The organism is Undibacterium sp. 5I1, assembly GCF_034314085.1.
Classification (GTDB): domain Bacteria; phylum Pseudomonadota; class Gammaproteobacteria; order Burkholderiales; family Burkholderiaceae_D; genus Undibacterium.
In genome coordinates, this window is sequence record NZ_JAVIWI010000001.1 from 1786010 (window position 1) to 1808575 (window position 22566).

The 22566-nt window shown below is 45.9% G+C and carries 19 protein-coding genes; 6 read left to right on the top strand and 13 right to left on the bottom strand.

The features are described 5' to 3' along the window. Positions 1-83 precede the first annotated feature (83 nt). Complete coding sequence (locus tag RGU72_RS07920; protein WP_322119213.1) at positions 84-284, bottom strand: YdcH family protein; 201 nt, start codon at positions 282-284, stop codon at positions 84-86. A 118-nt stretch (positions 285-402) separates the two neighbouring features. Between RGU72_RS07920 and RGU72_RS07925 the strand changes: the two genes are divergently transcribed. Beyond that, entirely contained in the window at positions 403-1203 is an 801-nt protein-coding gene (locus RGU72_RS07925; protein ID WP_322119214.1) for a PP2C family protein-serine/threonine phosphatase, read from the top strand. A 163-nt stretch (positions 1204-1366) separates the two neighbouring features. On the opposite strand, the gene RGU72_RS07930 is transcribed toward RGU72_RS07925, so the two are convergent. The 3 genes from RGU72_RS07930 to RGU72_RS07940 form a co-directional block, all read right to left on the bottom strand. Beyond that, on the bottom strand, positions 1367-2014 hold the full coding sequence (locus tag RGU72_RS07930) for a glutathione S-transferase (protein ID WP_322119215.1): 648 nt from the start codon (positions 2012-2014) through the stop codon (positions 1367-1369). 146 nt (positions 2015-2160) lie between these two features. Next, a complete protein-coding gene (locus RGU72_RS07935) occupies positions 2161-4002 on the bottom strand; it encodes a hypothetical protein (protein WP_322119216.1) in 1842 nt (613 codons plus the stop codon). 294 nt (positions 4003-4296) lie between these two features. Beyond that, a complete protein-coding gene (locus RGU72_RS07940) occupies positions 4297-5061 on the bottom strand; it encodes an RNA methyltransferase (RefSeq protein WP_322119217.1) in 765 nt (254 codons plus the stop codon). Positions 5062-5235: 174 nt separating this feature from the next. Between RGU72_RS07940 and RGU72_RS07945 the strand changes: the two genes are divergently transcribed. The 3 genes from RGU72_RS07945 (at position 5236) to mutS (ending at position 10415) form a co-directional block, all read left to right on the top strand. Then, complete coding sequence (locus tag RGU72_RS07945) at positions 5236-6024, top strand: inositol monophosphatase family protein (protein WP_322121585.1); 789 nt, start codon at positions 5236-5238, stop codon at positions 6022-6024. 200 nt (positions 6025-6224) lie between these two features. Then, entirely contained in the window at positions 6225-7658 is a 1434-nt protein-coding gene (locus RGU72_RS07950) for a DEAD/DEAH box helicase (RefSeq protein WP_322119218.1), read from the top strand. 99 nt (positions 7659-7757) lie between these two features. After that, positions 7758-10415: a DNA mismatch repair protein MutS gene (gene mutS, locus RGU72_RS07955; RefSeq protein WP_322119219.1), complete on the top strand. Its 2658-nt coding sequence runs from the start codon at positions 7758-7760 to the stop codon at positions 10413-10415. Positions 10416-10811: 396 nt separating this feature from the next. On the opposite strand, the gene RGU72_RS07960 is transcribed toward mutS, so the two are convergent. After that, positions 10812-11348, bottom strand: coding sequence for a peptidylprolyl isomerase (locus tag RGU72_RS07960; RefSeq protein ID WP_322119220.1), 537 nt, complete (start codon positions 11346-11348; stop codon positions 10812-10814). A 76-nt stretch (positions 11349-11424) separates the two neighbouring features. Here RGU72_RS07960 and RGU72_RS07965 point away from each other — a divergent pair, with 76 nt between their 5' ends. Together RGU72_RS07965 and RGU72_RS21405 are read left to right on the top strand one after the other, a co-directional pair. Further along, positions 11425-12558, top strand: coding sequence for a cupin domain-containing protein (locus tag RGU72_RS07965; RefSeq protein ID WP_322119221.1), 1134 nt, complete (start codon positions 11425-11427; stop codon positions 12556-12558). 334 nt (positions 12559-12892) lie between these two features. Continuing rightward, a complete protein-coding gene (locus RGU72_RS21405) occupies positions 12893-13129 on the top strand; it encodes a hypothetical protein (RefSeq protein ID WP_416200111.1) in 237 nt (78 codons plus the stop codon). Positions 13130-13370: 241 nt separating this feature from the next. Here the strand turns inward: RGU72_RS21405 and bamC are convergent, their stop codons facing one another. The 8 genes from bamC to RGU72_RS08010 all read right to left on the bottom strand — a co-directional run bounded on the left by bamC (position 13371) and on the right by RGU72_RS08010 (position 22336). Continuing rightward, the gene (gene bamC / locus RGU72_RS07975) at positions 13371-14531 is read right to left on the bottom strand and encodes an outer membrane protein assembly factor BamC (RefSeq protein ID WP_322119223.1); all 1161 of its coding nucleotides are present in this window, start codon (positions 14529-14531) and stop codon (positions 13371-13373) included. Between the two features lie 90 nt (positions 14532-14621). Further along, positions 14622-15506, bottom strand: a complete 885-nt coding sequence (gene dapA, locus RGU72_RS07980; protein WP_322119224.1) for a 4-hydroxy-tetrahydrodipicolinate synthase — start codon at positions 15504-15506, stop codon at positions 14622-14624. 108 nt (positions 15507-15614) lie between these two features. Further along, positions 15615-16295: an SAM-dependent methyltransferase gene (locus RGU72_RS07985; protein ID WP_322119225.1), complete on the bottom strand. Its 681-nt coding sequence runs from the start codon at positions 16293-16295 to the stop codon at positions 15615-15617. Between the two features lie 6 nt (positions 16296-16301). Beyond that, the gene (locus RGU72_RS07990; RefSeq protein ID WP_322119226.1) at positions 16302-16961 is read right to left on the bottom strand and encodes a site-2 protease family protein; all 660 of its coding nucleotides are present in this window, start codon (positions 16959-16961) and stop codon (positions 16302-16304) included. A 67-nt stretch (positions 16962-17028) separates the two neighbouring features. After that, the gene (locus RGU72_RS07995; RefSeq protein ID WP_322119227.1) at positions 17029-17652 is read right to left on the bottom strand and encodes an L-threonylcarbamoyladenylate synthase; all 624 of its coding nucleotides are present in this window, start codon (positions 17650-17652) and stop codon (positions 17029-17031) included. A gap of 108 nt (positions 17653-17760) precedes the next feature. Then, positions 17761-18645, bottom strand: a complete 885-nt coding sequence (gene htpX, locus RGU72_RS08000; RefSeq protein ID WP_322119228.1) for a protease HtpX — start codon at positions 18643-18645, stop codon at positions 17761-17763. A 71-nt stretch (positions 18646-18716) separates the two neighbouring features. Then, on the bottom strand, positions 18717-19559 hold the full coding sequence (locus RGU72_RS08005) for a 3',5'-nucleoside bisphosphate phosphatase (protein WP_322121586.1): 843 nt from the start codon (positions 19557-19559) through the stop codon (positions 18717-18719). 431 nt (positions 19560-19990) lie between these two features. Continuing rightward, on the bottom strand, positions 19991-22336 hold the full coding sequence (locus RGU72_RS08010) for a TonB-dependent receptor (protein ID WP_322119229.1): 2346 nt from the start codon (positions 22334-22336) through the stop codon (positions 19991-19993). Positions 22337-22566 lie beyond the last annotated feature (230 nt).

The window sequence follows — 22566 nt, forward strand, 5'->3', positions numbered from 1 at the left end:
TGCGTGAAGATCAAACGTGTATAAATGATAGCCCCAGAGTCGATTTCTATTTTAACTTTCGCGAGTGCAAAAAAAATAAGGTATCAAGCAGGTACATCTGGCATCATTTGCATTTTTAAAAGAGTAATATGATCCTTGAGTTGTAATTTACGTTTTTTAAGCCGACGTAATTGCAATTCGTCATGATTAATATCTTTAATCAAGGTATCAATTACGATATCTAAGTCACGATGTTCGACTTCCAGCTCGATAATGCGCTGTTGTATTTGTTCTGGATGGCTCATAGTCGTCCGGTTGCGAGTAGAATGAAGTTTAATTTGGGCAACAGTATTCGTGAAAATTGTTTATCATCAATTATTACTGCTTATTACTGATTTACATTAGTTTAATCTACCAATACGTATGAGCCAATATAAGATCGAAGCTGGCACCGGACAACACATTGGTGACAGGAAAGAACAACAGGACAGAGCTGCCTTATTCGCTGCACCGCATGCCCCTGGCTATATGATGGCAGTGGTAGCTGATGGCATGGGCGGCAAGAGTGGCGGTGCGTTAGCGGCAGAACAGGTGATTCGCACTTCAAAATTTTTGTTTGATGAATTTTATCCTACTAACGACGTAAAACAATTATTAGAAAGCATCGTTAATGAAGCCCATACGATTATTAAACTTAGTGGCGTTTCATCTGAAAAAGAACCTCACAGTACATTTGTCGCGCTGGTCATTACTCCTAATAAAGAGGCAATTTGGGCATATGCTGGGGATTCTCGTTTATATCGCTTTAGTGGCCCTAACTTTGCTGAAAGAACCAAAGATCACTCCTACGTTGAACGCTTGGTTGACGAAGGGAAAATCACTGCAGAAGAAGCCAAGACCCATCGTATGTCAAATATTTTGGTCAATGTTTTAGGTTCAAGCACAACCGCCCCTTATATCGGTTTTGGACAACGTAGTGATTTAAAAACAGGTGACTCTTTTCTGATTTGCTCTGACGGGCTTTGGCATTATTTTACTGATGCAGAATTGTCCGCCGCAGTTGCAGCGAATACCCCACGTCAGGCATCTGAACTACTCATCAGAAAAGCACGTGAAAGATCAGATGGTCATGGTGATAACTGTACCTTTGCGATCGTAAAACTGGTAGAACAACCCGAAGAAGTCAAAACCTATGTAGTGCAGAAAATGCGACGTGCCGTGTAAGTTTGGTATTTGCAAACGTAATTACCTCAACAAAAAACGGTGACTTTCAATTTTGAGAGTCGCCGTTTTTTTGTTGATCAATTCTTTTTAAAGCAAACACTTTCAATCCTGAAAAGAGTGGTCTCGATTTAGCTTTTATTTTCTCGAACTTATTTCTTCATCATTATTTCTTTATACTAGCCATCAACACTTGATTGGCTTTTCTGTCGGCGTTAATTGTTTGCATATGAGGACGCTCAGAAATCATTTTGACATAATCGCGTACTGGCAAATCAGCTAAAAAATCTCGTCCATAAATCGCTTTGGTCGCCATTGATACCAAAGGAAAATGTACCGCTGCGGCACAATCGGCCATCGTAAATTCATCTCCGGCGACAAACGGAGCAAACTTAAGCATGGGTGTTAAAGCGTTGATATTACGCGTCAATTGTTTCTCAACTTTGAGCTTAACCTCATCTGACACCTTACCGCCAAAAAATGCCTCTGCATATAATTCGCGAGCGACTAGCTCAAGATGCAACTCTAAAAAAGTAATGAGCTCTTTTACTTTTGCCGCAGCAAAAACATCTTTAGGAATTAAAGGATGCGCAGGATAAGTCACTTCCAGATAGTCCAAAATATTTTGGGATTCGCACAATGAGCCTTGATCAGTCTGAATAAAAGGCACTTTACCCAATGGAGAACGAGCCAGCAACTCTGGAGAGCGATCAGTCCAGACTAAAACCTCTTCAAAAGGAATCTGCTTTTCCAGAAGTGCTAATTTGACTTTGTTGTAATAATTACTGACTGCAAACCCACATAATTTAATCATTTGTCACCTAGTTCTAGTTAGATTTTGTTTAGCTTGCTAGCAGCTACATTGCCACTCTTTGTCGTACTAAAGTAGCGGCTTCATTACTACATCTTGCAGGGTAATTTTGCATGCGACCAAATACAGTCATTTGTTCTTGTTTTGGATTATGTTTTCTTTTGGAAATCGATTGATTCAAAATTAATCGTGTGCGTGTCATTGTTTGGAATATTCGAGTCTACTGGAGTATTTTTATCTAAAGCGCTAGCATCATGTGCGCTAATCCAACCACTGCCCGTTGCGCCGCCGAGCGCCTTTGTCCTCTCTAATTCATGTGCGATCGCAATCAACAATAAAATATCACGATACACAGGCAATTCAAATCCCATGCGCTTGCCGTCTCTGTCATCAACTAATAAACTTTGCAGGAAAGGCAATATGTCATTACCACCCCACATCGAACAAATACGCTCGGTCAAATGAATAAAATCTTCTAGCTGGCGACTCTCAATAGTAGCGGGGTCAATCTCAAACTCAGGAATATTTGCATTGAAGTGGAGAATAAAACGGCTACGAAGGATATCGTATTTTTCCCTGTCATTTACAGAGCGATACAGATCTAACAAATACAGCCAAGGTACAGGAGAATCAGGATGCTCGACGTCTGCTTGTGGCTCAAGTATCTCGATGGCCCGGTGCGGATCATTGACAGAAATCCAGAACTCAGCCTCTTGCGTCACATCTGAAATTTCTTCTACTTTGACAGAGGTACCTCGAGTAGAAAAAAAGTTAAAGGTGCTGCTGTTGCTTTCTTCCAGCGTCGGTGTTCTAGTAGAAACACGCTGAGTATTCTGATCTGCGATAGGCCAAGTAGTATCTAGATTATCGGTGGGGGCTTCGAGCTTATTGAGGTGTGAATCTTTAGAATTCATCTCATAAGTTTGATAAGTAGCCACACCATTCGTGTCATAAGATGCCTGCACGCTATTCACTATTTCTTCTATATTTTTCTTAGGCTCGGCATTTTTTTGCGCGTTTTGTTCCCACCAAGAAAATTCAGCACGTTTATGCAGGCGATTAATATAAACAATCAACATACCAATGATGAGAGCGCCAGCCAGAATAAAAGCAGACAGACCAATCACCCAATTACGAGAAAAACTACTGTCTTTCATATCTTCTAGCGCTACTTTGTCGACCTGACTTTGCTTTTTTAATTGTGCGGCCTCCATTTGCAATGCCTGTATTTTTTGCTCCCTTGCCTTTAACTGTGCCTCAGATTCTACATCGGTGTTATCCCCACGCAACAATGCCGCAAAATGAGCCTGAGCAGCACGTAACTCAGCCATGTTGCTAGCGCTTTGTTGTTCTAATGGGGCAGAAGATAAACTATCGCTTAGATGTAAACCTTGTTGCGGTAAAACAATGGAATCATCAGATAACTTTAAGACGTCTTTATGTTCTTTAGCAAGTTTTTTGCTCGCTTTTGTCGATAAAGCAGGCGCTGAACGCGAAAACTCTTTACTGAAACTCGCTTCGTTTTTTGGCGAAGTACTAATTACGGGTTTGTTTTTTTTCCTCACAACTGACTGATCTTGGGTCGGCTCTTTGGAGCTTGCTGACAATGGCACTGAAGGTAAGGATATTGGCGAACTGCCCTCGGCAGCATTAAATTGCGGAGGGTCGAGCAACACCATGTATTCACGATGTAGCTGTACCTCACAAGCGACATCTACCGTTATCTTGATGGCAGGTTCTGATAAGCCCTTGCGAGAAATAATTTGAACCAACTTATTGGAGCCAACCTGGTTCAGCGAAGTAGTCGCTGCCGCTAAAAATCCACCATCGGCTGAGTCAATTTTAGCTGTAATGCAGGATTGATTAATGTTGCTGTCTGTTCCAAGCAAATTAACCGTAGCGCTAAGAGGCTGCCCCAAACCGGACTTAACACGCAATTCGCCTAACCCAAGGGCGTGAGCAGGAGTCGCAGCATTGAGAAGCAATGCCACAAGCAAAAATACAAGTAACAAAAATCGGTTGGTTCGAAGAAAAATGATAATACCTCGGTAATCGTCAAATCTTAAAATACGGCAAAAGCGAGTCAAGCCACATCCTTATATAGTAAGAATATTACTTGCTTTATAACAAACACAGAAGTCAATCTCAGAAGAAAGTCAGATAAGGGGTTCAATTTCAACTTATTTATCAATTTAAGCAACAAAATCAATTCAATTAATTGCCGACCAGAAACTTAAGCTCAGTGTTATTGGGTGTTAAGAAGTGAGCTCAGAAGTTAGTGAATTTCAGCCTACTTTTGATTCCAATATTTTTTTCGCAATACCTCTAAGTATATTCACTTCTTCCGCCTCTAGTTGAGCACGAGAAAATAAGCGTTTAAGTCTTGGCATCAATTTTTTAGGGTGGGCGGGATCAAGGAAATTAATTGCAATCAAAGCTTTCTCCAAATGCACGTACATACCCTCAATATCATCAGCGGATGCCATTGCACCTTGAAAACCAATATCCGTTGTTGGCATCTTGTCGCCTATTTCAGCAATCCGGCACTCATACGCAAGCAATTGCACGGCTTGCGCCAGGTTCAGTGAGGAATAATCAGGATTAGCAGGGATATTGATCAAGGCATTGCACTTAACCACGATCTCGTTAGGCAAGCCGAAACGCTCATTACCAAACACCAAGGCAACAGGTCCGGATAATTCAGCGCTGTGTGTTAAACGCTGTGCGACCTCGCGCGGCGTGCAGATCGGCGGGGAAAATTCTCGTAGTCTGGCGCTGACAGCAGCAACAAATTGGCAGCCCGATAAAGCCGCATCGATCGAATCCACGATTTGAGCAGAATCCAGAACATCTTGTGCCCCGCTGGCAAACGCGATGGCGTCAGGATTGCTTAATGCATCAGGAAAGCGTGGATTAACCAGGACAAGCTCAGCAAAACCCATGGTTTTTATTGCACGAGCTACTGCGCCGATATTGCCAGGATGGCTAGTTTCTACCATGACAAAGCGCAGGCGTTTGAAAAGAGATGTATTAGTTTGGAGCAAGTTCATTTAAAATAGTGTTATTACGCGTTAATCTGTGCGGTTTATTTGCCGCGGTGATATGTTTTATGGTTACACGCGACGCTCTTTAATTCATTTTTGTGCGACATCTTACTTGCAAACATCGTTATTGATGTGTGCATCGACAATGCCGCCATTTTAACGGAAACCCTTATGCACCCAATGCTCAATACGGCAATTAAAGCCGCTCGCCGTGGCGCGACTATTATCAGCCGCGCTTCCTTCGACCTAGATCGCGTACAGGTCTCGGAAAAACAATATAACGATTTTGTGACCGAAGTAGATCGTGCTGCTGAAGCTGCCATCATTGAGGTGCTGACCACTGCCTATCCAGATCATGCGATTCTGGCAGAAGAGTCCGGGGCTTCCGCCAATTTACACGACGAGAACGACAACGTCTGGATCATCGATCCGCTCGACGGCACCACCAACTTCATCCACGGTTTTCCACAATATTGCGTCTCAATCGCTCTGCAACAACGCGGCGTAATTACGCAAGCGGTTGTGTATGACCCTGTCCGCAACGAAATGTTCACTGCCAGCAAAGGCGCGGGTGCCTTTCTGAACGACAAACGTATCCGCGTTACCCGCTGCGACAAAATCGCGGATGCGCTGATCGGCACGGGCTTCCCTTCCCGCGACTTTTCCAATCTGGACGAGTACGTAGAAATGTTCAAAATCATGACGACCAAATGCCAGGGATTGAGAAGAGCTGGCGCGGCAGCCTTGGATTTAGCCTATGTTGCATCAGGTCGTCTGGACGGCTTTTTTGAAAAAGGTCTGGCACCGTGGGATATCGCTGCCGGCTCCTTGTTAGTAACAGAAGCTGGCGGAATCGTCGGCACCTTCTCTGGCGACAGCGATTATTTGCACAAAGGCGACGTACTTGCGGGTACACCAAAAGTATTCGGCCAGATGGTCGGCGCTTTCCAACCGTTTTCAGTCAAATAAGTAAATAGCTCTTTCAATAAAGACAGAAAAAAAAGGGGAGTATCATCAAAAATACTCCTTATTGTCCATATAATCTTTGGACAATAAAAAATACTCTAGCCGAGTATGTAAGCATAGGCAGGTGGTATGTAAGAACATTGCAGCAATCATTTGTCTATGTCCATTTAGTAAAATTAAGTCGATTTAGATAGAAATAAATTATGTCATTCTCAGAACTCGGTTTGTCCGAGAACATCGTTCGTGCCGTTAGCGAACAAGGCTATACCACCCCTACCCCAATTCAAAAGCAAGCCATACCCGCCGTGATCAGCGGTGGTGATTTATTGGCCGGCGCGCAAACTGGCACGGGCAAGACCGCTGGTTTTACGCTACCTATTTTGCAGCGTCTGTCCACTTCGGCCGTCACACCAAAAAATAAATTAGATCGTCGCCCAATCCGCACTCTGGTGCTGACCCCGACCCGTGAACTGGCGGCGCAAGTTGAAGAAAGTGTCCGCATTTACGGCAAATATACCAACCTGAACTCCGGCGTTATTTTTGGCGGCGTGGGTATCAATCCACAAATTAAATTGCTGAAAAATGGTGTCGATATTCTGGTAGCGACACCAGGTCGCCTGCTCGATCACCACCAGCAAGGTACGATCGATTTGCGCCAGGTAGAAATTTTGGTATTGGATGAAGCCGATCGTATGCTAGACATGGGCTTTATCCATGACATCAAAAAAGTGCTGGCAATTTTGCCTGCAAAGCGTCAAAACCTGTTGTTCTCTGCAACTTTCTCGGACGAGATCAAAACTCTGGCTGACCGCTTGTTGAATAACCCGGCCATGATCGAAGTCGCCCGTCGCAATTCCACGGTGGAAGTCATCGCGCAAAAGGTTCATCCGGTTGACCGCGATAAAAAGCACCCTATGCTTGCACACCTGATCAAAACACATAGCTGGAATCAGGTCTTGGTGTTCACCCGTACTAAGCACGGCGCAAACAAACTGGTAGAGCAGCTCGGCAAAGATGGTATCAACGCGATGGCCATTCACGGCAACAAGAGCCAATCAGCCCGTACCAAAGCGCTGGCAGAATTTAAGGACGGTAGCTTGACCGTTTTAGTCGCCACCGACATCGCCGCACGCGGTATTGATATCGACCAGCTGCCGCACGTTGTGAATTACGATTTACCAAATGTGCCAGAAGATTATGTTCATCGTATCGGCCGCACCGGCCGTGCCGGCGCAACTGGCGAAGCCGTATCACTGGTGTGCGTGGATGAATTCAAACTCTTGGCAGATATTGAAAAACTGATCAAACGCCAGTTACCACAAGAAATCATCGACGGTTTTATTCCCGATCCTCATGCCAAAGCGCAACCAATACAATTGCGCAGTGGTGGCGGAGGTCAAGGTCAATCACGCGGCGGCAATGGTGGTGGTAATGGCGGCGGCGGAAATCGTCAGCGCGCACCTTCCACATCATCCGCACCACGCAGCAGCGCCAGCAAAAACAGCACTGGCTCAGCCCAAGGCAAACCAGCGCAACGCAGCGGCGATGCACGTCATCCGTCACGCCCTGTCGTCAATCAATCGACGCCACGTCGCTCCGGCGGACGCGGCAATAGTAACGGCGGCGGCAACGGATAATTGTATGATGTGATCAAATTCCTTTTCTAAAGGACTACAATGCGCTTGCTACCAAGCGCATTTTTTATTGCCCTTCCTTTCAACCAGCGAACACCGTCAATGACCACTACTTCTGCGATCACAAATTCAGAAAAACATACTCCAATGATGCAGCAATATTTGCGCATCAAAGCAGATCATCCAGACACGTTGGTGTTTTATCGCATGGGTGATTTTTATGAATTATTTTTTGAAGACGCAGAAAAAGTAACCCGCTTATTGGGTATCACCTTAACCCAGCGTGGCACCTCTAATGGCGCGCCGATCAAGATGGCGGGTGTGCCTTTTCATTCGCTGGAACCGTATCTCGCAAAATTAGTGAAACTGGGCGAATCCGCCGCGATCTGTGAACAGATTGGCGATCCTGCAACGAGTAAAGGTCCGGTAGAACGCAAGGTCATGCGCGTCATCACGCCGGGGACGTTGACGGATACGGATCTCTTGCCAGAAAAATCCGAGCGACCTTTACTAGCACTGTGTTTGCTACAACAACGTAAAACGGTCACCGTGGGTCTGGCATGGCTATCACTCGCCAGCGGAGTGTTGAAATTAATGGAATTCAGCACGGATGAAAAAGCACTTCTCAACCGCTTGCAACAAGAGTTGGAGCGCATTTCTCCTGCAGAGGTTCTGTTGTCAGCTGGCAGTTTATTGATCGATTATTCGCAAGCGATCTTACCGGGCAAATTCTCTGAAGTACCTGACTGGCATTTCGATCTGAAGCAGGGTCAAAAATCGCTGCAAGATCAATTATCGACTAGTTCGTTAACCGGATTTGGTGCGGAAAATTTAAGTGCAGCACTGGGCGCATCCGGTGCTTTATTACGCTACGCGGAGGCGACTCAAGGTCGGGGTCTTAAGCACATTAACAGTCTGACCGTAGAAACCGAGAACGAATTTATTGGCCTAGATACAGCAACCCGCCGCAATTTGGAATTGACTGAAACCTTACGCGGTCAAGAATCCCCTACTCTGTTTTCTTTACTCGACCATTGCCGGACTGCGATGGGCTCGCGATTATTGCGTCATTGGTTGCATCATGCGCGGCGCGATCAAACCATTGCACGATCAAGGCATGATGCGATCAAAGCGCTGATTCAGGCAGATTCTACGGCAGGTCTGTCCACCACTTTAACCTCAGTACCAGACATAGAACGCATCACTACCCGCATCGCTTTGCAATCAGCGCGGCCACGTGATTTAGCAGGTTTGCGTGACGGCTTGCAGCATTTGCCGACGGTAAGATCCTACGTCGCAATGTGCATCGCCGACAATCAAACCAGCTTACTCACTAAGATTTTAGGTGATCTGGCAACGCCAACGGAGTGCCTTGATTTACTGGAACGTAGCCTGATGTTGCAACCTGCGACCATGGTACGTGATGGCGGTGTGATCGCCACAGGGTTTGATACCGAATTAGACGAACTGCGCGCCTTATCCGAGAACGCCGGTCAGTTTTTGATTGATCTGGAAACCTCAGAACGCGCCAGAACCGGGATTGCCAACTTACGTGTTGAATACAACAAGGTACATGGCTTTTATATCGAGGTCACGAATGGCCAGACAGACAAAGTGCCGGATAACTATCGCCGTCGCCAGACCTTAAAAAATGCCGAGCGCTATATCACACCAGAGCTAAAAGCCTTTGAGGACAAAGCACTGTCAGCACAAGAACGCGCCCTAGTTCGGGAGAAAGTCTTGTACGAAAAAATGCTGCAAGAATTGCTGCCGCATATTACGACCTTACAAGCAATTGCACATGCAGTTGCGCAGCTTGATACGCTGGTGAGTCTAGCGAAACACGCGAGCAAAAATAACTGGTGCGCGCCACAACTGGTCGCAGAACCCATGCTGCAAATCGAGCAAGGTCGCCATCCGGTGGTTGAAAATCAGATTGAGCGCTTTATCGCCAACGATTGCCAGCTATCCGACGAGCATAAATTGCTGTTAATTACGGGTCCTAATATGGGTGGTAAGTCGACCTTTATGCGTCAGGTCGCGCTCATTACCCTGCTAGCGTATGTTGGCAGCTATGTCCCCGCAAATGCCGTCGTGATTGGCCCAATTGATCGCATCTTCACCCGTATTGGTGCGGCAGATGATCTGGCCGGTGGTCGTTCCACGTTTATGGTGGAGATGACAGAATCTGCGGCAATTTTGCACGGAGCAACTGAACAGTCACTGGTCTTGATGGATGAAGTCGGACGTGGCACTTCGACCTTTGACGGTTTGGCACTGGCATGGGCCATTGCACGCCATTTAATTTTGGTATCCAAAAGCTATACATTATTCGCCACCCATTATTTTGAACTGACGCAGTTACCCGAGCTACACCCAAGTGCCGAGAACGTTCATCTATCGGCGATAGAGCATAAAGAGAATATTGTCTTCCTACACGCAGTACAAGCAGGTCCTGCATCACAAAGTTATGGCTTGCAGGTAGCGCAGCTAGCCGGCATTCCGCAAGGGGTAATACGCGCTGCCAGAAAGCATCTGGCGGAGCTGGAGGCACACTCTCTACAAGCGACGCCGCAGTTTGATCTGTTTAGCGCCAATACAGCCATCAAAAGCGCCGAGACAGCCTATGAACATAATGAAATAGCGGCTGACACACCAATACTGGATGCCATCAGCGAGCTAGACCCCGATGCGATGACGCCGAGAGAAGCTTTAGAGGCCTTGTATGCGTTAAAGCAATTAGCAAAAGAGCGCTTTTGAACCCAGATTTTCCATTGGAACAGCGACAAGTGTGCCTTTGGCGGACTGACTGGCTAGACGCGACGACGACGCAAGCCGCCTCTTGCCAGGAGAAGCAACAACGCTAGGCGGTTCGCCAGAGGTGCAATTGTCGCTGTGTCACTCGCACTTATCGCGGTAGTGCTATCCCTATAAACACCGCATTCCGTCTGCGTTTCTACGAGATGGTAGCGGTTTAATAGAAAATCTGGGTTGAACTAACTATCAACTTGAAAAATGAACGTCCAATTTTTATGAGGCTCCCAGAGCACAATTGGCTTGTAAGGCTTATACATAATGGACAATCATTTTTGAACATACAAATTAAAAAGCCGCAGAATTCACACTCTGCGGCTTTTTTAAAATCAAAAAAAACAATTAATGAATAGGATGGCTGCGATATTCATCGCCAGAATCATCTTCATCTTCATCGTGATGATGGCCATTTGCACCGTGTACATGACCATGCGCCAATTCTTCTTCCGTCGCAGCGCGTACATCAGCCACTTCTAAGGTAAAGCGCAAAGCCATGCCGGCTAGCGGATGGTTACCGTCTAAAACTACTTTATCATCAGCGACATCTGTCACAGTAAAAATCACTGCATCATCTTCTTCATCGCCGTCTTGCATGCCTTCAAACTGCATACCGACTTCTAACGGTGTCGGCAGACGATCACGTGGTTCGACTTTAACCAGCGTCGCATCATACTCACCGAATGCATCATCTGGCTCAACCTGGAGTACTGTTTTGTAACCAACTTCTTTGCCATCCAGGGCTTCTTCAATTTTTGGCAGCGTGTTTTCGTAACCACCATGCAAATACACCATAGGCTGTTGACCATCTTCGATCAAGTTGTCTTGTGCATCTGACAGTTTATAGTTAACAGTAACAACTGTATCTTTGACAATCTTCATGATATTCCTTAAAAATAATGTGCAGCCGAATTATACCCGTCTGGCTAGTTGAACAAGCCACGACTATAATTCGGGCATGAAAAATTTATCTTCCAAATTGCCTTTACTTGGCAACATCACGCCCGATCAATTTCTTGCCGAATACTGGCATAAAAAACCTTTACTGATACGACAGGCAATTCCTGGCTTCAGCCCGCTGCTTCCCAAAGACGCTTTATTTGAACTGGCAGCGCAAGACGACGTTGAATCACGCCTGATCAGTTTTTTCGGTAAACATTGGGAAATGCAAAACGGCCCGTTCAAGCAATTGCCCGTCAAAGAAAAAAAAGACTGGACCTTGTTGGTTCAAGGTGTAAATCTACATCATGAAGATGCAGATGCTTTACTACGTGAATTCAGTTTTATTCCAGATGCGCGGCTAGACGACTTGATGATCAGCTATGCAGAAGACGGTGGAGGCGTTGGCCCCCATTTTGATTCTTACGATGTATTTTTGCTCCAGGTACACGGGCAACGTCGCTGGAAGATCGGCGCGCAAAAAGATTTAAGCTTAATCGAGGGGATGCCGCTCAAAGTATTGCGCAACTTTAAACCGGATCAAGAGTTTGTATTAGAGCCAGGCGATATGCTCTACCTGCCGCCACAATATGCCCATGATGGCGTTGCGATTGGTGAATGCATGACGTATTCAATCGGTTTCCGCGCGCCGTCCTACCAAGAGCTGGGCGAGTCGTTTTTACAGTTTATGTCCGACTCAATTGATTTGCCCGGACGCTATGCCGATCCAGATTTAAAAGCTAGCCTGCGCTCTGCAGAACTCAGCTCAGCGATGGTGGATAACATCGCTGAGCAAATCGCAAAGATCAAGTTCACTGAAGACGATATTACAATTTTTATTGGCGAATATCTAACAACGCCAAAATCAAGTGTATTTTTTACTTCACCAGCCAAACCATTGACACCAAAACGATTTACACAGAGTGCACAAAAAAATGGCGTCTCACTCTCTTTGAAAACACAGATGCTTTATAAGGGCAAGCACGTATTCATCAACGGAGAATCGTTTGCCATCGGTAAAGAAGATAAAGCGAGCTTGGTGAAACTAGCAAATCAAAGGCAACTTGACGGTAAGGATATGGCCGAAGTTTCTGATGATGTGATGGAAGCACTGTGTATGTGGTACGAAGATGGCTGGCTAAATTTAAGTTGATAATCGACTAAAAATGACTAAAAGCCTTTGTAACAAAAGTAATCAAAAAGCCTAATTTGATGAAAATTTTTTGACTATTTAGCCAATAATCGAACATCGCGAATAAAAGAATGTTTATTTTAACAAATAATGTACAAATTGAGCATAAAAGCCAATCTAAACCTATTCCATTGACTCAAAAATCATTATAATTCTGGGTTAGGAAAGTTTCGTAGGGGTCGAATTTCTCTTCAGAAATTATGCCCTCGAATTAACCTATAGAGCGATAATTACCGGTAATTATTCATCGCAAAATTCTGATCCTATTTTTGATCTATTTATTGAAAGTACAAACATGAAAAAATCACTCTTGCTCGTTTCCCTGTTAGCAGTTGTTTTGGCAGCTTGCGGTAAAAAAGAAGAAGCTCCAGTTGCTCCAGCAGCTTCAGTACCCGCAGCAACAGCTCCAGCAGCAGCTTCTGCTCCTGCTGAAGCACCAATGCCAGCTCCAGCAGCTGATGCAGCTCCAGCATCTGGTGCAGCTCCAGCAGCTTCTGCTCCAGCAGCAGCTTCTGCAGCAGCATCCAAGTAATTTTTTTATTGCTTGAAAAAACCGACCTGCGGGTCGGTTTTTTTTCGCCTGCAATTTCATCCATTTATTTATAGGACTTACACGAAATTGTCTCAGCAAAGCGTAGCGACGAAGGCAGTCTTTTAGTACAGCTAGGCGCTACAACGTAGCTGGGGCGGTTTTGCGTAAGTCCTAATCTAATTGCAGACATAAAAAAAACGGCATCATAAAAATATGATGCCGTTTCTTAATTAGATCTGATTTACTTCAGTTGCTCACTCAGCAAATTCAATATTTTATCAGCGGTGGAAGATGCTTCTAATTTACCGTCGTTACCGTAAATACTGATCTGACTGATTTCGCCTTTGCCATTCACCAGAATGCGGTATTTTTTTGCATTCTTGCTAGCGTCACTAGAGCCAAATGAGAATAACTTAGAGAAGAAGCCTTCACTAGCGCCTTTTGTTTTTGCATCAATGTCTTGATCAATGTAACGAACATAGTACAAGCCTTGCGAACGATCACGATCTTCTACCGTAAAACCGATACGATCTAAAGCTAAACCTACGCGACGCCATGAACGATCAAAACCTTCATCCGTCTCGATGTAAGTTGCATCAGCCGTTTTAATCAATTTTGCACGAGTTTTCGACTCTACCGGAGACGACACTGCAACTTTAGCGCGCTCGCCGTCAGCACCCAAACGTACCATTAAGCGAGACAAAAACTCTGCCTCCAAACCACTATCATTTGGACGTGGCGTCCAGACAGTACTGTCTTTTTGCGAACCAACCAAAACCTCCTGGGCACCGCGATGGCTAATATAAATTTCTACATTGCCATCCGCTGTGCGCTCAAGACGGGTACGGAACTTGTCTCGCTCGCCAGTGGAATACAGCGAGTCAAGCACTTTACCCAAGGTGTTACGGATAATATCTTGTGGAATCTTGGCACGATTTTCTGCCCAATCAGTCTCCATCACACCTGCGTCCTGGGACTCAACATTAATGAGGAAGCCGGAATCTTGCCAAAAATCTTTGATCTGTGGCCACAAGACTTCAGGAGTTTGATTAACGACCAACCATCGCTGAGAACCATCTCGTTCGACACGCATGGATTTAACTTGCAAAGGCGCGATCACTGCGGCTGTAGATTGAGCAGCATTGCCCTTTTGTAAGTTATAGCTAGAGGCTGTTGCACTGCCTTGTGTACTATTTGGAACAGAGAATCGATTATCGCGACGAATCTGTGTCAAGTCAGGAGGAACTTCCAGAGAAATAGTGGCAGCCTTGCTGGCGCTTTTGTAATCAATTTTATTTGGCTCAAGGACATTACCAACAAAAGTACAAGCACTTAAGCTGATAACACCAGCCAGCGCTAATGCACTGTTGATCCCATTTTTAGCAACAAAGCTTTTTGCCATGTGAAAATCCCTACGATTTTTAATCAATTGAATGTATATAAAACATGAATAAGACACACGCACTTTAATGTGCATCGTATCTAGGCGACGCTATTGTAATACACCTGACTCGCGCAAAGCTGCACGAACAACATCATGATATTGCACCGACATCGGCACCAGCGGCAAACGCAGTCCACTTGGTATCAGACCCATCTCTTGCATTGCCCATTTAACAGGCAAAGGGTTAGGCTCGATAAATAATTTATTGTGTAAAGGAATTAAGCGATTATTGATCCCAATTGCCGCTTTAGTATCACTACTCATTGCCGCAACGCATAATTCATGCATAGCACGCGGTGCGATATTGGCAGTAACTGAGATATTTCCTTTACCACCGCAAAACATCAATGCCATTGCCGTTGCATCGTCACCGGAATATACGGCAAAATAGGATGGGGCGAGGCGAATCAAATCCGTATCGCGCGCAATATTACCTGAAGCTTCTTTCACACCGACGATACCGGGCACGTCTGCCAGACGCAAAATAGTCTCATTTGACATATCGGCGACAGTGCGTCCCGGCACGTTATAAAGAATGACAGGTATATCAACAGATTCAGCGATCTTTTTAAAATGCTGATACATGCCCTCTTGCGTAGGACGATTGTAGTAAGGCACGACTTGCAGAGATGCGTCAGCACCGATTTCTTTGGCAAATTTGGTCAAGGCAATCGCTTCTGCCGTTGAGTTGCCGCCAGAGCCAGCGATGATAGGAATACGTTTATTCGTATGTTCAACAGCAACGCGGATCAGCTCGCAATGCTCTTCTACAGTCACCGTCGGTGATTCACCAGTAGTACCAACGATCACAATGCCATCGGTACCTTCGGCGATATGCCAATCAATCAATTTGCGCAGGCATGGCAAATCCAGACTGCCGTCAGCATGCATGGGGGTCACAATAGCAACCAGACTTCCTTGAATCTTAGTCATCGTACTCGTCGTCATTGTCATGTTGGTGCGATAAAAAGTAAAACCTTGATTGTAGCGGATCGATCATCGCTATGGGCGCGAATCGTTTGAAAATCACTTGAAATGCCATCAAATCTTGTCAAGCAACTGTATTGAGGGAGGATTACCAAGCTTCGACATTGATCGTACGCATATCCGCTGCATCATGGCGGGACGTGGACTCTCTACATAACCATGTTCATAAGCAATCACATGATTTTGCTGACCGCTCTGTGGATCAGACTCTAATTGCTGCAAAAGTTCCCCTGAACGCAATAAAAAATCTGGATTGCGAGGTCTTCCAAAAGCAGCATTTCCCTCGCAAAAGGTTTCGTAAATCAAAATACCATTGTTGGACAAAGCAGATTTAAGAAAAGGGAAAAGTGGGCGATGCAAATAATTGCACACCACAATACCTGCAAATGAGCCTGGCGTAAAAGGCCAATAAACATTGAGCGGGGATGAATGAGGCTCCGATGGCGACACTGATGGTGGCAATGACGTCAGCGGCTCCGGCGCTGCTTCAAGATCAGCATGAAAAACACGCGCACCTGATTGAGCAAGTGGCTCTAGCAAACTAGCATCTTTGTCTAATGCCCATACCTCATATCCAGCATCAAGCAATAAGCGAGTATGACGACCGCTGCCGCATGCAAGGTCGAGTACCGGTCCCTGATTATGAGGAATCAAAGAAGCGAAACGCTGCACCCACGCAGAGCAAGATGAGGACGGAAATTCATTCGATGACGGCGTATTTGCGGAGACAATCATGGATGATCAGCCGAGCAGCATAGTAATTGGTGAGATTAATACATGCAGCAACACCTCTGCGACCATCATCACCGGCGCCATCCAAAACTGTAATACGCGCAGCATCACCAATACCATCACAATAAAGAATCCGTATTGCTCTAACTGAGCAAATTTAACCGCTAGCTTGTAGGTCAGCAAACTCATTAAAATACGACCGCCATCTAACGGCGGAATAGGGATTAAATTAAATGCAAAAATCAACAGATTAGTAAAAATCCCTGCATCCGCGATCAATTTTAAAAATGGTTCGCTTACGCCAAATACTTGTAAAGCAATTGCAAATAACATCCAAAAAAAAGCCATTACAAAATTAGCCGCTGGGCCGGCTAAAGCAACCCATGCCATATCTCTTTTTGGATTTCGTAAATTAGCAAAGTTCACTGGAACTGGTTTAGCGTAACCAAATAAAAACGTACCCTGAGAAATAAAGTACACCGCAATAGGAATCACAATCGTGCCGAGAGGATCGATATGATTCATAGGATTAAGTGTCATTCGCCCCTGGCTATAGGCGGTTGTATCACCGAAGTACTTAGCAGCAAAAGCATGCGCTGCCTCATGGAGGGTAATCGCGAAAATCGCTGGCAACGCATATACCGCAATAGTTTGTATCAGATCATTCATGCGAAATTTCTATTAAAAAGGGTGAAAGTCAAAACAAGAAAACCGGTAAAAGCATGAAGATTAGGATTTACAAACCAAAAATAGCAGGATCACCCCTACCCTGCCGGATCAGTTCTGGCGCATCATTGGTCATATCGATCACCGTGGTCGGGATTAAGCTGCAAGCGCCACCATCGATGATTAAATCCACTTGTTTTTCTAAGCGTTCACGAATCACTTCAGGGTCTGTCAACGGCTCTTCATCACCAGGCAAAATCAGCGTAGTTCCCAGCAAAGCCTGACCTAACTCTTCCAATAAGGCATGGGTAATACGATTCTCTGGCACACGTAAGCCTATCGTTTTACGTGAAGGATGGCTTAAGCGGCGCGGGACTTCTTTCGTCGCTTCCAAAATTACTGTATACGCACCTGGTGTCGCGGCTTTCAACATACGATATTGGCGATTATCAACCTTGGCATAAACCGCAATCTCAGACAAATCACGACATAACAAAGTAAGGTGATGTTTTTCATCAACGGCGCGGATACGGCGTAAGCGGGTAACGGCATCTTTATCATCCAGATGACAAACCAGCGCATAGCAGGAGTCCGTAGGCAGCGCCACGATACCGCCCTGATGAATAATCTGCGCCGCCTGTTTGATCAAGCGTAACTGCGGATTATCTGGATGTAATTGGAAAAATTGGCTCATTCGAACTTATGGATAAAAGTAGAAAAGCGGTAGCGGGAAAATCCCCGACTACCGCCGACATGCTGATCTGTTTCAGGGCAGTTTAACAAATATCCTGCCAGATCAAATTTACTTCAAATTCTGCAAATTTTGTAATGCAGCGATCCGTTGCTCCATCGGTGGATGGGTTGAAAATAAAGCACTCCAACCCGCCTTATCGCTGATACCCGCTGCTGCCATCGACTTCGGCAACTCACCCGGTTGCAAACCACCCAAGCGTGCTAAAGCGTGAATCATCGGTAATTGATTGCCCAGCAATTTAGCAGAACCTGCATCAGCACGGAACTCACGCTGGCGTGAGAACCATGCCACGATCACCGATGCGGCAATACCAAACACAATCTCACAGACAAACACAGTCACCATATAACCAATCCCAGGCCGGTCGTTGTCACCATTGCGGAATACGGCTTTGTCGATTGCGTAACCGACAACACGCGCCAAAAACACGACAAAGGTATTCACCACACCTTGGATTAAAGTCATTGTCACCATATCGCCATTGGCAATATGGGCAACCTCATGCCCTAACACTGCCTCCACTTCTTCTTTGGTCATGCTTTCGAGCAAACCCGTCGACACAGCGACCAAGGCAGAGTTTTTGAAGGCGCCTGTGGCGAATGCATTTGCCTCACCTTCGTAGACTGCGACTTCTGGCATGCTGATACCAGCACGTTCTGACAGCGCTCTGACGGTGTTCACTAACCATAATTCAGTGGAATTAGATGGCGCATCAATCACCCGCGCGCCTGTGGACCATTTCGCCATGGGCTTGCTAATCAACAAGGAGAAGAAAGCACCGGTAAATCCAACAACTAATGAGAACACCATCAATGTCCCCATCTGCAAACCATTTGCGGTCAGATAGCGATTCACGCCCAACATCGACAATACTGCCGACATCACCAGCATGACAGCCAGATTAGTCGCCAAAAAAAGCAAAATACGTTTCATGCGAATTTCTCCTTTAGTTTAAGCGCCGCAAGTCCACAACAGCACTGTAAATGTGGCTTAACCGAAGAAATTCAAGATGGCAACATCCAACTCGACCAGACTGGTTTGAGACTGGCTGAAAGAGATGGCAGTTGCCCTAGGTCAATGCCTGCAGGATCTGGGGCATGAAAATCTGACCCGCGTGAGGCCATAAAGCCATGGCGCTGAGCGATTTTGGTGTATTCATCATATTGATCAACGGTATGGCTACCCGTGACAACTTCAATCGCGTTACCACCATAAGATTTAAATTCGCCGAAAAAAGCATCAAACGCAATCGGACTCAAATCATAGCGACCCGGATGCGCAACCACCGCAACGCCGCCAGCGCCTTGTATCCAATTAACGGCTTCTGCCAACGTTGCCCAACGATGTGGCACGTAACCAGGCTTACCTTCGACTAAGTAACGCTTAAACACATCATTGACGGTTTCAGCCGCACCGATTTCCACCAGGTAGCGGGCAAAATGTGAACGTGAGATTAAATCAGGATTGCCGACATATTTAAGCGCGCCTGCAAATGTATTCGGGATACCGACCTTAGCCAGACCCGCTGCCATATCCTCTGCCCTGCGCTCGCGGCCAGAGCGCGTCATCGCTAGTCCGCGCACCAGATTTTCGTTCGTCTCATCGATATTTAATCCAACGATATGGATGGTCTTATTTGCCCATGTAATAGAAATTTCTACCCCAGTAACATACGACAAACCGATATCCAAGGCAGCAGAACGAGCTTGTGCAATACCACTGATCTCATCATGGTCCGTCAATGCCCAAACATCCACCCCATTGGTTTTAGCACGCAAAGCAACCTCGGCTGGCGCAAGTACACCGTCAGAAACCGTGGAGTGGCAGTGAAGATCAACGTTAAGCATATTCAGATCGGGATGGGAGAGCATGATTGGGCTAACAAGTGTGAGAACGTGCGAATGCGCGGATATCCGATTGTACTCCGGCAAATCAGACTGTGCTGCACTGCACAGCGGCAAACATTGCGGTACGACTAAAACGTCCTGTCTGGACTGACTGGGCGAGCAGACCAAGCATAAAATCAAATGCCAAGCTCTTTCGTCAACAATTGAAAATCACAAAAGAATTCCTTCCATTCTCAGGCTATCCAATAAACCTTGAATAAATATACTCCCCATTATTTTTATGAAAATACCTCTATTGTCCAATTAATGCTTGGACAATTAAAATATACTCACCATGAGTATTAATTAGGACTGACGAAAAATTGACCTGCTATGCGTACCTATTTAGCAGGCCAAATAGACAATTCGAACTTTGTAACGAAATAGCAGATTTAAATTTTTAACTCCAACCTCAGAGTCAAGGTTGTATACGTTTTGGCATTTACATTATCAGAATGATTAATGCCACCCGTCGTCACCGTACTCGAAGTGAAATAATCATCAGCCAGCAAGTTATTGGCGGACAAACGTAGCTGGGTCGTGGGCGATACTTTCCATAAACCGTACATATCAATTTGACGTTTGACACCGGTACCGTTAATTTGTGTGTCACTAGACTGGATGACATACGCCGGAGTCCAGTTAATATTGCCCCCGACTGTGACGGGTAATTTAGCAAGCCTGTAATCCAGTCCCATATTCGCCGTTTGTTTTGGCTGTTGATCAAGGCGGTTATTCGGGCCCTGGATATCATCCACCTTGGACCAGAAGCGGCTGTAATTACTGCGGAAATCGATTGCCGGACCTTCAGGGAAAATCTCTTGCATCTGGAACTTTGCTTCTAGCTCTATCCCCTCAGTAGTCGCATGCCCGATATTCACCGGTGACGATACCCAACGCGGCCCTGTTGGCGTACTAACCAGCACGGTGCGGCGGCGTATTAGATCGTTGATGTCACGTGCGAACAGGTTGGCACTGATAATCCCGGCGCGATTGAGATAACGCTCAAACGCCAGATCGATCCCCTTGGATAATTCTGGCCGCAATGACGGATTACCCGTGCGATCCGGTTTGGTTGGGCTATTCAGCGTAGAGATTGAGGGTAAAGCGATCAAGTCGTTTAAGGCTGGTGCGCGATAACTATTGGTAAAGCTCATCCGTATCTGATCTTTACTATCTGGAATACGCCACACGGCGTGCAGCACCGGGCTCCATACGCTACTGGTATTTTGTACTTGCGTGTTGGTAGAGGTGGTGCTGGTCGTGCGTATGCCCTCCCAACGCAAACCGGCGTAGGCAGACCATTGCGGATTAATATCAAACTCATCTTGTATAAATGCCGCCAGATTGCGCGTGGTCGCATTCAGATTGTCGCCAGAGTCCGTAAATTGGGGCAAACCGTTATCCAGATACACACGGGTCTGCTCACGCTTACCGGTTTCGGCATCAACTCCGACTGCCAGAGTATGGCTGCCGCCCAATGGTTGGGTGTATTTGCCGCCGACTTTAAGACTGCTGTCGCGGGTGTTATTGATGTCAATAATATTATCGACCAGCTTACCGCTGGCATCGAACTGAGTGCGCAGAGTTGAGCTGTCCATCGTGCCAAGGCCGCCGCCAAATTTGATATTCAGTTTGGCATTGTCTGCAAATTTATGCTGCCAGTTTCCAAAGCCTCGTGCGAAGGATGTGTCCGTAGTCGAATTCGCGCTGGCTGTTGCATACTGCGCTGGCAATCCTAAGCTTTGATCAACCTGACTAGTGCTAAAAGAATTGCTCCGCGATTTGGTCAAAAACGGTTGCAACATCAATGTGTCGCCATTATCAAAACGGTAGTTTACTCTTGGTGTTAATTGAATACCGGTAGTGCGACGGCTGGTTTCATCCGCTTGGTTCTGAATCAAGCTAGGCTGTCCGGCGGGATCAAATTCTTGTGTCAGGGTGGTAGTCTGATCATGCTGCTGATTCTGGAAAATGGTTCCACTCAGCGCATAAGACATATTGCCGATCTGCCCCGGGTAGGTGATAGAAAGATTCGGCGCAGAGCGACCTTGTTCAAAGCTTTCAGATAATTTGATCTCGGTATCTTTTTGCTTATAGTCTTCACGCAAAACAATATTAATGGTGCCAGCAATTGCCTGGGTACTGTATTCGGCAACAGGACCACGAATAATCTCAATCCGCTCTACCTGATCTGGCGACAAGGTATCCATCGAAAATCCACGCGGTGGACGATCACCATTCAATAAAATCTGTGTATAACCATTGCCCATACCGCGCATGCGGATATCACCACCACGACCAGGACGACCACCAACAGTCACACCGGGCAAGCGCTTTAAAATTTCACCGATCGTTGAGTCGCCGTTACGATCTAACTCCTCACGACCAAAAATCATTTTTGCCGCAGTCGACATGCGACGCTCTTCCATATCCGACTGGCGAGTGCCGTCAATCGTGACGGTTTGGGCATCTTTCAGATTGGGGTCTTTAGACGCGTTATCTGTTTTTTTATCAGACTTAGGATCGACTTTAGGGTCGACTTTGGGGTCGACTTTTTTCAGTAATCGATTTTGATCAGGCAAAGGTTTTTTGACTGGAACAGGCTCTTTATTATTTTCATCAGGCACAGTCAGAGGATCAGCCTGAGCGAAGGCAATAGCAGGGACAACGACATACGCCGCAAAGGCGCTGGCTAACGCCAACGATACGGCGCGTAAAGGAAATTTTTTGGACATGGTGCGGAGAGTTTTTAGGAATAAATTGCTGCCAAATCATTGATCAACTTTATTCATTCCTGACGGAATAACGCGGAGTAATCCCACGTCTAAACGTGTTGATCAACTTATAAACTTGCAGCCACCTACGATTAATACTGGGTTGCTCGCATTGTATTTTCAAATACGAGCAACAAGCCAGCAAATCACCTCTTTGATTTGTATAGTATTGAAACAAGCGTCGTTAAGTC